11 protein-coding genes are annotated in these 13,815 nt (G+C 42.1%); 5 read left to right on the forward strand and 6 right to left on the reverse strand.

What is annotated here, in order from left to right; translation table 11 throughout:
* Positions 1-14: 14 nt before the first annotated feature.
* The 5 genes from ACEN9X_RS23400 to ACEN9X_RS23420 are packed head-to-tail and all read right to left on the reverse strand — an operon-like array spanning position 15 to position 6,207.
* A complete protein-coding gene (locus ACEN9X_RS23400) occupies positions 15-1,280 on the reverse strand; it encodes an O-antigen ligase family protein (RefSeq protein WP_413667423.1) in 1,266 nt (421 codons plus the stop codon).
* Positions 1,258-2,382: a DUF1972 domain-containing protein gene (locus tag ACEN9X_RS23405; RefSeq protein ID WP_413667424.1), complete on the reverse strand. Its 1,125-nt coding sequence runs from the start codon at positions 2,380-2,382 to the stop codon at positions 1,258-1,260. Before ACEN9X_RS23405 ends, ACEN9X_RS23400 begins: the two co-directional genes overlap by 23 nt.
* Positions 2,321-3,523, reverse strand: a complete 1,203-nt coding sequence (locus ACEN9X_RS23410; protein WP_413667425.1) for a glycosyltransferase family 4 protein — start codon at positions 3,521-3,523, stop codon at positions 2,321-2,323. The genes ACEN9X_RS23405 and ACEN9X_RS23410 overlap by 62 nt, the downstream gene beginning before the upstream one ends.
* Positions 3,513-4,532: a glycosyltransferase gene (locus tag ACEN9X_RS23415; protein WP_413667426.1), complete on the reverse strand. Its 1,020-nt coding sequence runs from the start codon at positions 4,530-4,532 to the stop codon at positions 3,513-3,515. The genes ACEN9X_RS23410 and ACEN9X_RS23415 overlap by 11 nt, the downstream gene beginning before the upstream one ends.
* On the reverse strand, positions 4,525-6,207 hold the full coding sequence (locus tag ACEN9X_RS23420; protein WP_413667427.1) for a hypothetical protein: 1,683 nt from the start codon (positions 6,205-6,207) through the stop codon (positions 4,525-4,527). Before ACEN9X_RS23420 ends, ACEN9X_RS23415 begins: the two co-directional genes overlap by 8 nt.
* A gap of 204 nt (positions 6,208-6,411) precedes the next feature.
* On the opposite strand from ACEN9X_RS23420, the gene ACEN9X_RS23425 reads away from it, so the two are divergent.
* Together ACEN9X_RS23425 and ACEN9X_RS23430 are read left to right on the forward strand one after the other, a co-directional pair.
* Positions 6,412-7,824 (forward strand): oligosaccharide flippase family protein, encoded by a 1,413-nt coding sequence (locus ACEN9X_RS23425; RefSeq protein ID WP_413667428.1) that lies wholly within the window; start codon positions 6,412-6,414, stop codon positions 7,822-7,824.
* A complete protein-coding gene (locus ACEN9X_RS23430; RefSeq protein ID WP_413667429.1) occupies positions 7,821-9,035 on the forward strand; it encodes a glycosyltransferase family 4 protein in 1,215 nt (404 codons plus the stop codon). The genes ACEN9X_RS23425 and ACEN9X_RS23430 overlap by 4 nt, the downstream gene beginning before the upstream one ends.
* Here the strand turns inward: ACEN9X_RS23430 and ACEN9X_RS23435 are convergent.
* Positions 9,019-9,819: a glycosyltransferase family 2 protein gene (locus ACEN9X_RS23435; protein ID WP_413667430.1), complete on the reverse strand. Its 801-nt coding sequence runs from the start codon at positions 9,817-9,819 to the stop codon at positions 9,019-9,021. The genes ACEN9X_RS23430 and ACEN9X_RS23435 overlap by 17 nt on opposite strands.
* A gap of 586 nt (positions 9,820-10,405) precedes the next feature.
* On the opposite strand from ACEN9X_RS23435, the gene ACEN9X_RS23440 reads away from it, so the two are divergent.
* The 3 genes from ACEN9X_RS23440 (at position 10,406) to ACEN9X_RS23450 (ending at position 13,753) form a co-directional block, all read left to right on the forward strand.
* On the forward strand, positions 10,406-11,053 hold the full coding sequence (locus tag ACEN9X_RS23440; RefSeq protein ID WP_413667431.1) for an RNA polymerase sigma factor: 648 nt from the start codon (positions 10,406-10,408) through the stop codon (positions 11,051-11,053).
* Positions 11,050-12,348, forward strand: a complete 1,299-nt coding sequence (locus ACEN9X_RS23445) for a hypothetical protein (protein WP_413667432.1) — start codon at positions 11,050-11,052, stop codon at positions 12,346-12,348. Before ACEN9X_RS23440 ends, ACEN9X_RS23445 begins: the two co-directional genes overlap by 4 nt.
* Before the next feature lie 94 nt (positions 12,349-12,442).
* Positions 12,443-13,753, forward strand: a complete 1,311-nt coding sequence (locus tag ACEN9X_RS23450; RefSeq protein WP_413667433.1) for a hypothetical protein — start codon at positions 12,443-12,445, stop codon at positions 13,751-13,753.
* Positions 13,754-13,815 lie beyond the last annotated feature (62 nt).

Genomic DNA, 13,815 nt, shown 5'->3' on the forward strand with positions numbered 1-13,815 from the left:
TGCTAACAAAGTAGTTACACAATATTTTTAGCTTGATTGCCAACATCCTGAAGGCTTCCTGAAAATATCAATAACGAGAAAAATACGCTGTAAAAAAAGATGCCCTTATCTACGTCTAAAAAGTTTTCGGAAAGGGAAACGGCAGTTACAATAACCATAAAAGCCATCAGTAATAAGTCGCGTTTTGCAATTGCCGTTCTGATGCCAAAAGCCAGCACAAACAGGTAAACCAACAAGCCGGCGATCCCCGATTTAATAAAGAAGCTAATGAACTGGTTATGTGCATTTAATTCTGCTAAATACGATCGGTAAAATTGATGATCAAAAAATGGGTCTTTGAGCAAACCAATCTCGGTACCTGCACCATGACCAATAACCGGCGATTGCGCGCCCACGCTAACGGCTACACCCCAACGGGCCAGCCGCGGATCGGTAAGACCGGGGCCGGTTGATTCACTAAGGTCTTTTCTTAGTTCGGTGACATATCTTTCACGGAAGGCCCGCATCGCAAAAATGCCTGCAACCACTACAACAAACATCGATGTAACTATAGTTGTGTATTTTAACCGTACCTGCCCCTTCAGTATAAACCATGGTATAATCACATTCAAAATAATAACTATCGCCGCAAATATTGATTTTGAGCTAAGCTGGATAATGCCGGCAGCCAGTAAACAACAGCATAACATATAAAGTATCTTAAGCCTGGCTGAGCTTTCTTTTATGAACATATATAATAGATAAACCAGTGCAATAGCTATCTGCATGGAAAAAAACGTGGCGTGGATCTCCAGCGGTCCTGAAAAATTATGATTTGTAAATGCCGGTGATACCAACGCTTTAAGTGGTAAATGATAATATCTGATGGTAATAAGGGCCTGCAAAAAAAGATATGCTATCGTAATCGTACATCCAATGGAAAATATTAGTAGCAGGTTATGTCGGTATTTTTTTATATCCAGCGGATTAAAGATAAAGATTAATGGAATCAGCAAAATGGTAACCTGCCTGCCTAATTCTGTAAAAGCCTGCGGTTTATTGGTAGTATAAATCGTGCTCAGCAGCGTTACAAAAAATACTGCCGTTAAAGCAAGGTTGGTCTTGGTTAAAACAGGCTTGATATTGTTTCTACGAACCTGAATAATAGTATGCAGAGCCAGGCTTATCAACAACAGGTGGCTGTAAAACATATTGAACGGCAAGCTCAGCAACAATAGCATCAGCAGGTAATAGCTGATCCTGTTATTCAGCGTATCATCAGGCTTTAGCAGCTTTTCCATGTTGTTCCTGGTAACATTGCAATATAAAATCCTCGTAATCGTTGATCACTACTTCCCAGTTAAACTGGTATTGTATCTTTTGAAGGTTGTTCTTAACCATTTCGCGCTCGATATCCTTGCGCTGTACGTTTTCAACCAGGTGCCGAACCTCGTTGGCATTATCAAAATAAAAAGCATCCGAGTTAAGTACCGATTTATTGAAAGGATTATTATGGGCAGCAATGAGCGCTTCGCTGGCCATGGCTTCAAGCAGGGATGGGTTAGTGCCGCCCACGCTGTGCCCGTGAAAGTACAGGTAACTGTTGTTCTGCAATGCACGCACAACCGAGTTGTCAAAATTGGCGCCTTTAAATTGTATGCGGTCGTCGTTTTTAAACCGGTGCGTTATGAATTTGCCAAAGCGGTTGCTGGTATCGCCCAAAACCATAAAGCTTTTTGTTGATGAACTGTTGTTAAAACCCTCTAAAATGGTTTCGATATTGTTTTCGGGCTCCATGCGGGCCATTAGCAAAAAGTAATCTTCTTTCAATACTTCGCTTTTATCAAACTGCTCACGTTCCTGTTCCGAAAAAAGATCGGCACCATAAGGGATATAGCGGCTGTCAACCTCGTACTTATCTTTAAGATATGACCTGATCACCCTTGAATCGGAGATGTAATACTGGCTATGTTTTACGGCCAGCTTTTCGGCATATTTAAGGAATTGTTGTACCGGTTTTGAGTACTTGGAGCGTTTCCATTCCAGGCCATCCATATTGGTAATGATTACGCTGTTTGGCGGATAAAGGTGGCCCCAAACCGAGCTGCTGGTATAGCCCATCAGCAGTACCACGTCAAACTTACGTTTGCGGGCGTCCATAAGGCAGTTAAAATCATAGGCAAACTGCCCGGCGGTGCCTACCAGGTATTCCGGGTCATAACAATGCACTATGTTAACGCCGTTCCAGGTATCGGCTTTGTAAGGGTGGTTATGCGAGTTATAAACAGTAACCGAATGCCCTTTTTTCACCAAACCGGCCGATACATATTCAGAAATATGCTCAAACCCGCCATAGTAGTTCGGGATGCCCCGCGTGCCTAAGATCGCTATTTTTAGTTTCATGACAATGAAAGTTTGCTTGTAATAAATTGTAAAATATGATGCCGCTTTTTTGCCAGTGGTACCGTTGTTCAACATGTTCGGCTACCCGGCTGGTAAATGCATAACCGGGAGGTTGGTGAACGGCGAGTGACAGTTTTTGCTCAAAAACGGCCTGATTTGCCGGGTCGAAAGTATATGGCGCAAAAAAGCCAAAGTTTTTCATGGCTGTTTCTGATGAGCACAGTACCGGCGCTCCGCAAATGGCAGCTTCAAGTGGCGGAATCCCAAAACCTTCGGCTTTTGAGGGATACACAAACAATCTGCATGCGCGGTAAAACGCTGCCAGATCGGCTTGTTCTGCCTGTGGGATCCACCTGAAAAACTGCTTTTGCTCCGGCGTGAGGCTCCTGATGAGCTTGGTTAACCCGGGTGTTTTTATTGACGCTTTGCCGATAAATACTAAGCTGATCCCTTTTTCATATAACTTCAACTTTAAGTATTTCTGAAGTAATAAAAGGTGATTCTTACGCGGTTCAATGCGGCTTATATAGAGGATGAAATTCCGGATCCCAAACTTTTCTGCTATTTGGTCTTCAGCTTCTTGCTTTGATGCCTGGTATTGCAGCAGCGAGTTACTTACTCCGTTTTGGATGATGTGTACTTCATTGGCGGGAATCTGATAGTAATCACAGATCCGCGCTTTTGAATAGTCGGATACCGTGGTTTTTATATCGGCATTTTTGATGGCACGGCCAAAAATGTAGTTGCGAGGTATGCTGAACAGGATAGGGAAATCCTTCCTGAAGTCGTTAAAAAGCATATCATGCATGGTGACGATATACTGGCAGCCGGCTATTTTTTTTGGGCAGATGTACTGGAAATGCGCGAAATCAAACCTGTATTTTTTGATATAAGCAGGGATATCAAAAATGAAACGTAAAATGTTAAATCCCCGGTTTTTGTAGGGCAATACGTTTTGCGGCGGCAGCAGCGGGAACTGCCGGCGAATATTTTCGATATCACGTGCACCGATGTAAATATCTATATCAGGGCGCTCGGCCAGCAGGTGATTGTATAACTCGCGTATAAAAGTTTGCGCCCCCTGAAATTCTTTATCAAAGGAGTGTGCGTCAACAAACAGTTTTATCTTTTTAGCTGCCATAGTTTAATTCCTTTTGATTTAGAACAGCAGTTGGCAGTTCGGCTTCGTCGAGACGAAAATTGCCTTTGCCTATTTGATACAGTCTGAGCAATGTACGCTCGGGCAAAAACGTCATCAGCAGTAAAAAGTAATTCTTAATATGCAGCGGACTAATAGACAGCGTTTTGATCAGGTTTTTTCGTGCTTTTTCGGGCTGGTAATTATTCCATAAGTATTTTTTGCCGATTAGGGCATAGTAAGCCCCTTTTTTGATGCGGGGAGACAGCTGCTTAATGCCAATCTCCGATAACTGCCTTCCTTCGGCCTCAGTAATGCTCAGCTTACGCAGGGTTTTGTATTTGATCTGCCTGAATTTTCCTGTGCGCCACTTTTCATCAATGGTAATAGATTCGGCATTAAGCCTTACTTTAATGAGTGGTTGATTGAGATTAAAAGCCTTTTCGTGTTTAAGGATACCAGCCCACAAAAAATGATCTTCAAAAGTATAGGCCAGCTCATTATAGCCACCTGCATTTAACACAGCGTCGCGTTTGTAAAATACGCTTGAATGAATAAACGGACAGGTCTTGTAACTCAACTGCCTGATCTCATTGTGGCTCAGTGCATCGGGCTGCCAGGTAAATATCAGGTCGCCATGCACGTCGGTATAATCAACTCCTGATCCTATTATACTGTAGTATGGATGCGAAGTGATAAAATCATACTGCACCTGCAGCCGATAGGGATAGCATATATCATCGGCATCAAAACGGGCAATGTAAGGCGCGCGGGCATGGCATAAACCGTTATTAAGCGCTGCCGCTACGCCCTTGTTTTCCTGTGTTAAAACCTTTATGCGCTCATCTTTAAATGAATTGATGATCTCGAGTGTGTTATCTGTAGAACCGTCATTTACAATGAGTAGCTCAAAATCAGTAAACGTTTGTTCAAGTACCGAAGTAATAGCTTCGCGGATATAGTTACCTGCGTTATAAGCAGGCATTAGAACAGTAATTTGAGGGTTATGCATATGCAAGTTCCTCCGGCACTGTGGTTTTTGTTTCCAAATCGGGCGTTGTGGTTTCTTTTATATTGAGGAATAGCATCAGTTCAAAAAGCACGAGTACCGAAAGTTGCTCAAACCAGTAATCGAGAAAAAATATGCCCGCTACCATCATGATTATGGGTAAACCGTAACTAAGCTTTTTGAAATGCCGCGCAAAAAAGCCGAGGTAAAAAATAATGAGGGCAAGAAAGCCCGGGATGCCATATTCGCTCAGCATCTGATCATAAGTGGAGTAAGGGCTATTGCGTACCGAACGGAACTCGGCATTTTTGCTGAAGAAGCTCAGGTACAAGTCGAGATGGTTACTCATAAAGGCCGGGTTGATATAGATGTATTTTTTAGGATAATCGCCCCTGATACCTGCGCCCACAGCCCTGAATGCTATTTTGGACGAAAAATTTCCCGGGCCTAAGCCGGCTATGCTTTGCAGCGGATGTGCCGCGAGGTAATTGAACGTTTGTGCAGCACCGGTGATTTTACCGGGTAGGGTTGGCCTGAAAGGTTCAACCTGGCAAAGCGGCAGTTGAGCCCGGTGAGTAGTTATGCAATCAATCAATTGTTGCCTGTCGGGCGTTATCTCACCAATATTATAAAATTCGGCAAAGTGGGTGTTGGGAGCGGGTATGTACAATCTGCCATCATCTGTAAGGGGCAGTTTTTTGATTTTTTTATCGAGTGCGCTGAACTTTTCCTGACTGGCCTTTATCGCGCTCAGGCTATCGAGGTAGTGTTGCGCATATTGTCTGCGGCGTTCGTCCCTGCTTAATGTATTGCCAGTATGGGAAACCGCGTTGTTAACTGTTCCTATTTGCTTTTCAGGGCGATTTTCACGCAATGCACTTGCCGTAACCTCATTAAGGTATTTTCCGTTTTGCGGCGATATTTTAACCATGGAGATGATATAGATCATCAACGCTACCACGATCATGCTTTTTTGATCGCGCGTAGTTTTAAAAGCAAATATGAAAACCAGGATAAGGAGAAATAATACACTAATGAGGTTACTGTAGGTAAGTACCAGCGTGCTCATACACACAATCATCATGGCCAGGTTGCGTTTATAGATAAAATAAAACACACCGAAAGCGCAGATTACCGCGTTGGTTGACGAGAGATCAAAGCTAATGCCCATTACATCATCGCCGGTATTTATAAAATAGCGCTGGTGCATTCCCATGTACGCGTAAGGGTTAATGCTTTTGATTATCCACATAATATGCACCAGGTTCGCTGCCGAAAAAATTGCATTTATGATAAAAAAGATGATGAGCGTGCGGTAAATGGTTTCGGCATCCGTTTTATCAACCATGAGTTTAACCTGGTGAACTGCCAGTATGGCCAGTACCCAGCATATTAATGCCCAGCCAAAGACAGGTAAATAGTATAAGTCAACAAAGTTTTGGTTAATGAGCGCGGCAATGACGGCTATCGGAAAAACGAGCAGGTAAAACTGAGGGATCCTGGAATTGCGAAGCTTAAACCCAAACCTGAAGTTAAACTGCGTTAAATAAGCAAAAAGCAGCGCAACTATCTTAAACGGAATGCGTACGTTGATGAACAGCAGCAGGAAAATAAGCAGCCGCCAATCGGCGTAAGTTTTCCACTTCTTAATATCAAAACCCGGCAAGCTGATTGTCATTATTCCCCTTGTATTTATTGATGTTTATTCCCGGTTTTGCAGGCCCGTTCGTGATTGTTCTGTTTAAATAGGTTACGTGTCAAAAAATAGAATGGTTGCCTCGGCTTTGTGCTGATATATGCAGATATTTAACCGGTTTATAAAAATGTTACAGGCAACCTGCCGGTAAAAACATTAGTATAAGGGTATAAACAACATACAGCGTTGCTCAGGAGTAAAGCGTTCATCAGGTTTTTTTCATCAGGTTTGCAGGCATTGGCCCTGCAGGTGCTTGGCAGTATCTTTTTTTATGTTATTTCTGTTTACCTCAGCAAGGATAGCTTTGGAGCTATAAGCTGGATGAATGCAATCTCTATCTTCATTACTACAATACTTGGTTTTGGTTTGGAGCAGGTGGTGATTCGCCGCATAGCAGCCTCACAACGATCAGACTGGGCTGCTGCGGCATTTTTATTTCATTCGTTGGTTGCTTTTTCGGCAACACTTGCCGTGTTGTGGCTATTGAGTTTAGTACTTCATGATGATATCTACAGGTTGCTTCCCTGGTTTTTTGCGGCTCAGGGTTTGCTTTTTATGGGGATACCGTTAAAGCAGTTTTTAAACGCCAAGGAAAAATTCACGCCGTATGGTGTCATTGCTATTGTAAGCAATAGTTTGCGGGTTTGTGGGGCATTTTATCTTATTGCAGTTCATCAGTTGCAGGTCCGTTCTATCATCATGGTCATGATATGTACTGCCGGGGCCGAATTATTGGCCTTGCTCACATACGTTATCGCCAAAACTGATTTTAGTTTTAAATTTCGTTTTCAGGCTTATAAAAAACTGCTTAAAGAGTCCACAGCGCAATATATATCTGTAATTTTTGACATGAGCCTTTCGCGGATGGACTGGCTGCTGTTGGGCTTCATGGCAAGTAAAGCCGTTTTGGCCGATTATAGTTTCGCTTACCGGGCTTATGAGCTTACCCGGCTGCCCATGCTTATTATAGCTCCGGTTATTTTGCCGCGTTTATCGAGGTTAATGACGTCAAAACTAACTAACGAGCTGCGTGATCAGGTAAACGCTTTTAATACTGCCGAACTGTTGCTGGCCATGCTTTTGCCTTTCGTGTTTAATATACTTTGGACACCTGTAGTTGGCATGATAACCGGCGGTAAGTATGGTGCCACCAACGCCGGCGAGTTTTTGATACTATCGTTGTGTATACCATTGCAGTTTTTTATCAACCTGCTTTGGTCGTTAAGTTTCAGTATTAAAAAATATAAGGCGGTATCGTCTGTTACCGTAACATGCGCCATAACAAACATCGGCCTTAACTTTGTATTGATCCCACTATTTAATGGTATCGGTTCGGCGGTAGCGTTTTTAATTACCAATGTGTTACAGGCTGTACTTTATTACCGGCTGGTAAATAAACATGTGATGCATATCAGCTTAAAGCCCTTTGCAATATTGTTGCCGATAGCCCTGGCAGGTTGGTTTATAACAGCTTTTTTAAACGTTCATTTTTTGTTAAGGCTTTTATTGGGGGTTGGTTTTTATCTGGCAGCGGCCGTGGTTACAAAGCAACTAAGCAGGCGCACTATACAAAATACTCAACAATTTTTAACGCAATGAACATTTTATACCTGTGCGATGAATACCCTCCAGGGCCGCATGGCGGTATAGGTACCTATGTATGGCTTATTGCCCGGCAAATGGCAAAGCTTGGACATAAGGTAATTGTTGCCGGTTTGTACAGCCGCGGGTATGGAGGCGCTGATGAATTTGAAGATGATGGTGTAAAGGTTTTCAGGTACCGTTGGGGAATTGATGGCAAGTTGTTTGAAAAGCAGCAGGGTATAGGCACGCGAATAGTTAACAGGGTATTGCTGGATACGGGCATAACCCGGCGGGATATTAAAAAAAGCCTGGCTGCTTACCAAGTTAAACTGGAACAGATCATCGCCTCTGAGAAAATTGATATTATTGAAATGCCTGATTATAACGACTACATCAGGTTTTGTAGTTCTTATATCCCGTTCCCCAATTTATCAGTTCCGGTAATTGTTAAGCTGAATGGTTCAATTACTTATTTTAACGCTGAGGCCGGAAAATCTGTAGCTCCGTATGTTTTGAAAATGGAGCAGGATATTTTAAACCATGCGGCAGCTGTAAGTAGTGCGAGCGCTTATACTGCTGATAAAAGCGCCTCGTATCTGTTGTATAATAAGCCCATAAGCATATTATATAACGGTATCGATACTGATATCCCTTTTGAGAGGAATAGGATGTGTGATAACAAGCAAGTTGTATTTACAGGCAGTCTTGTTCAAAAGAAAGGGGTTTTTCAGCTGGTAAAAGCCTGGAATATAGTAGTTAAAGAGGTTCCTGATGCCCGGTTGCTGATACTCGGCAAAGGCCCGGTAGGTAAGGTTGCCGCTTTTTTACAGGAGCACGCAAAAAGCAGTGTGACCTTTAAAGGTCATGTAAATAAAGATGAGCTTTATGGCTGTTTAGCCGACTCGGCAATGGCGGTATTCCCGTCATACGCCGAGGCCTTTGCGCTGGCGCCATTGGAGGCCATGGCATGCCGAACGGCCGTGATCAATTCAAACCGAACATCAGGTCCGGAACTGATTGATGATGGCGTTAACGGATTACTAATAAATCCTGACGATGTTGAGCAATTGGCATCGGCAATTATAATGCTGCTTAACGATCCCGAAAAGCGATTGAAACTCTCCGTAGCAGGAAATGAAAAAGTGAAGCAGTGTTTTGATATCGATATTATAGCAAGGCAGACGCTGCAATTTTATGCGGAAGTGCTCATTAAACATGTTCAATAGTCAATTCACTATGATAAGCATCTTGTGTTTGCGGCAACTCTTTATATTGTTTCAAATAAAGGTATTTAAGATGCGTGTTTTTATAAATAACACGTGCTATGGCCAATCCCTCAGCGCCATCCAAAAAGCCCAGCCTGATAATGTAATTGCGTAAAAAGCCAAAAGCAGGCGAAAAGTAAAGCTTTATAAACGTTGCTTTTTTACCGGCTTTATAATACTTAGCGGCACTTAGTTGCGCATAGTGAACAGCTTTGCGTTTAAAGTCATCAATATCTGTTACCGAATGATGATGGATATAACCTGCTATGTTTTTAATTTCTGCACCGGGTGGCAAAAGCAAAGTTTCGTGCACTTCTGTTTCGCCCCATTTTACCAACAACCGGTTAAATAAACGCAGGTGATGATCGTTCCCCCAATTGCCAAAGCGGATCAGCTTTTTACCAAAGTATGATCTGAATTTGATGTCATAAACAATGTTTGGTTTATCTAAATTTAAATTGTGAAGCGCTTCGATAAGTTCCGCGTCTGGTACTTCATCGGCATCAAGGCTTAATATCCAGTTATACCGTGCCTCGGCTATCCCTTTATTTTTGTTTGCACCGTACCCGCTCCAGCTTTTTTGAAACACCCTGCAGCCGTAACGGGAAGCAATGAGTGGGGTACCATCGGTACTGTCATTATCAATCACAACAATATCATCCGTAATTAAACGGGCCATTTTAATACAATCCTCAATAAAGGCAGCCTCGTTTTTAGTAATGATCACAACAGACACCGGTACCATGCAGCAGTAGTATTAGTAGTATATATTAATCAAGGATCTGTTACAACCCTTTATAAGATATATCGTACATGTTTTGCGTATGGTTGCCTTAAGTTGGGTAAACAAAAAAATATTATGGATTTTGTTTATTCCATGCTGCTACATTGATCAGTTTATCAGAAACAGTATTTCGACAGGCTGCATTAGGGCATAGAATGACCCAGCGATCTTTGGTTTGTTCAATAACCGGGCGGCGCCCGCATATTTTACAATTGTTAACAGGGAAGTTCGGGTTTATCTCGGTTCTCATAAAAGGCCTTTAAAACAGGCGGAAGTTGTATACATGAATATTACGCTATAAACACACATTCCGGTTGCCTTCAAATCAAAAATATAACTATTTGCAGGGATTTATTGGGGATGCACTAACTTGTACATATTTTGTATAAATAGCCCTCATAAATGTGAAAATTGAGCATAGTTTTGCTCAGATATGAGAAATAATAAAAATATTTTCAGCAACAGGCAACCTTTTAATATTAGTTGCCGTGATGTGCGTAGATTAGGTTAAATTTATGCACTTGATTCTGAGTTTATAAAACCCCATATGGGCGAAGAAGAGTTACATCAATTGATCAATGGCTGCGTAAAGCAGGACAGGAAGAGTCAAAAAATGCTCTATAAGGCGTTTTATGGCTTTTCTATGGGTATTTGCCTGCGTTATGCTGGCAACCGTGATGAGGCTGCAGAAGTGATGAACCAGGGCTTTATGAAGGTATTTACCCATATTGACAGGTTTGACACTTCAAGGCCGTTTAAGGCGTGGATAGGTCGTATCATGATGAACGTTTCTATCGATTATTACCGCGCCAATTTAAAAATGGCTTACACGGAAGATTTAGAGAAAGCAGAGAATGTGAGCGAGGGAGACCTTACAGATAAAAATTTAAATTACGAAGATCTGCTGGCTATGGTGCAGCAGTTGCCGCAGGCTTATCGTACTGTATTTAACCTTTTCGCGATTGATGGATATTCGCATGAGGAAATAGGTGAAATGCTGAACATAAGTCCGGGAACTTCTAAGTCAAACCTGCATAAAGCAAGGCACAAACTAAAACAAATGATATTAAAAGCAGAGGAAACTGCTAATAAAACCAATTACAACAGGGGTATGGATTTTAACCCGATTGTGGCCTGTAATGGCATAGGTATAGATGTAAGGACTACTTTTTTTAATAATGGTATCAGAGGATGAAAAGCGAAGAGGATTTAGATAACATTTTTAAGAAGGGGCTGGAAGACCCGGCAAATCATCGCGCGTTTAACGAGGATGACTGGGATGCGCTTGAGCAAATGCTTGACAAGGGCAAAAAACGCCGTGGAATTATTTACTGGTTGCCAATTGCAAGCGGCATAGCAGCTATGTTACTGTTGTTTTTAGGCTGGTGGTTTTTTAAACCCAATGTACAGGATAATAACACAACAGGACAACAACAGGTTAAAGTTAAACCAGTTGCGCCTAAAACCAATTCTGTAACAGGTAACGGGGGGATACAACAACCCCAAACAGATACCATCCAAAAAGCGCTGCCGGCAAATAATAACCTGGCTGCCAATAGCAGCAGTACAAGCAGTCATGCTAATACTGCTCAAACTACTTTATTACCATCTGTAAGGGCCGGACACCGTAATGCCGGAGGTACAGGTGACAAATCTACGATCGGTTCAGATACCATTATGCGGCGTTATCCTGCACTCATAGCAGATACCGGTACAAAAGGGAATAACAATCCTGCTTCAAATTTGCTGGCAAGTAGTGTCTCGTCTTTGAACCTTACACAGGCTTCTTTATCAGCGCCTGATTTTAAAACTCAAATTGACAGGCCGCTCGTAATAAATACAAGTACATCTAAACCCGATAAAAAAATAACCAAACAAAGTTTTGGCTACCGGCCGCAATGGGCTATTACCGCACTGGCTTCATCTGATGTTAATGGTACAAGCTCTTTCCAGGGTAAAGTTGGCAGCAATTATGGCTTGCTGCTTTCATTTGGTGCTACTAAAAAGTTAACCATTACCAGTGGCGTAGTGTATTCATCAAAACCTTACAACACAAGCTTTGCTAATTATAATACCACATATAACTTTAAGCATGATCCAATTGATGTAACTGCCGACTGTAAAATGCTTGATATCCCAATCAATATAGGTTACCAGGTGTATGGTAATTTCCGCAATAAATTATCGGTGGGCACTGGTTTATCATCGTACCTGATGCTGCATGAAAAGTATACCTATAACTATGGTAATGGTGCTAACAGTGCCGCATGGCCTCAAACTTATACTGTACCAAACAGTAAGGGATATTTATTGAGCATTATCAATATCAACGCAACCTATGAGCACAAAATAAACTCAAAGTTTGGTGTAAGCGTTCAGCCATATATGAAAGTGCCAATTTCGGGAGTGGGGTATTCTGATATTAAACTGCAATCCACAGGTGTAGCAGTGGGGGTAACCTATAATCTTAATTCGTTCAGAAAGCCGTAATAGCTTGTACAACTCTTACGATGAGGCTCGAATTCCTTTTATAATAAATGGAATTATTATCTTGCGCCACATTTACCGCACAAGATCAACATCCATGAAAAAACTACTGTTTTTTGCTCCTTTGTTATTACTGTTTTCATGTGGACATGGCCCGGCACAGCAACTCGAAAATAAAAAACTCAATAGCCTTGCTGTTGAATATGTAAAGCTTGGCCTTGCAATAGGGCAATACGATGGTGATTTTGTAGATGCCTATTACGGGCCGGATTCATTGAAGCCAAAATCAGAGCCTCTTAAAATTTTCCCGAAGGATAGTTTGCTGGCATCGGCAAATAGTTTGATGAACGATTTACGTATTGTTGCCAATACTACAAAAATTGATACCAATAAAATCCGTGCTAACTGGATGGCCGATCAACTGGTGGCTTTTAGTCGCCGCATCCGTATTTTTTCGGGCGAAGATAGACCCTTTGACGAAGAATCACGCGAATTATTTGGTGTAGCCGCGCCGGTTTACACCGATGATTTTTTTAAGGGACAAATAGCCTTGCTGGATAGTATTTTGCCGGGCAAAGGCAACGTGAATGACAGGTTTCAAAAACTGGCCAATAAATTTATTATCCCAAAAGATAAACTTGATCCGGTTATAAAAGCGGCCATAGCTGAGGCCCGTAAACGCACCCTTGCCCATTACCAGCTACCGGCCGGCGAAACGTTTACGCTGGAATACGTGACTAATAAACCATGGTCGGGTTATAACTGGTATAAGGGAGGCTATAAAAGCACCGTACAGATCAATACCGATCTGAAGATCTTTATTGATCGTGCTATTGATGTGGGCAGCCATGAAAGTTATCCGGGGCATCATGTATACAATATGCTGCTGGAGAAAAACCTGTATCATGATAAAGGCTGGGTGGAGATCTCGTTATATCCACTGTTTTGCCCGCAATCGCTCATCGCCGAAGGCAGTGCCAATTATGGTATCGAGGTAGCCTTCCCGGGCGATGATAAAATAAAATTCGCCAAAAATGTACTGTTGCCGCTGGCCGGTTTGGATACTACCAGTATCGATCTGTATTTCAAAGCCCTTGCTATAAAAGGAACTTTAAATTATGCCCGCAACGAAGCAGCACGAGGTTTGATCAATAATACCATGAGCCAGGATAAGGCTTTATCATACCTAAAAAAATACTGCCTGATGAACGACGAAACTGCGCAAAAATCAATCAGCTTTATCAAAAAATATCGCAGTTACGTTATCAATTACAATTATGGTCAGGATTTGGTGAAAAACTATATTGAATCAAATGGAGGTACAGCCAAAGCACCCGCAAAACGTTGGGAATTGTTTGGCAAATTGCTGAGCCAGGAAGTTGAGCCGGTAAGTTTGGTGAAAAAGTAAACGGCGTTTTACCGTTTGGACGATGTTGTGTCCGTTTGAAACAGAGGTCTGTATAGAAGAAG

Source organism: Mucilaginibacter sp. Mucisp86 (assembly GCF_047324315.1).
Taxonomy (GTDB): Bacteria; Bacteroidota; Bacteroidia; order Sphingobacteriales; family Sphingobacteriaceae; genus Mucilaginibacter.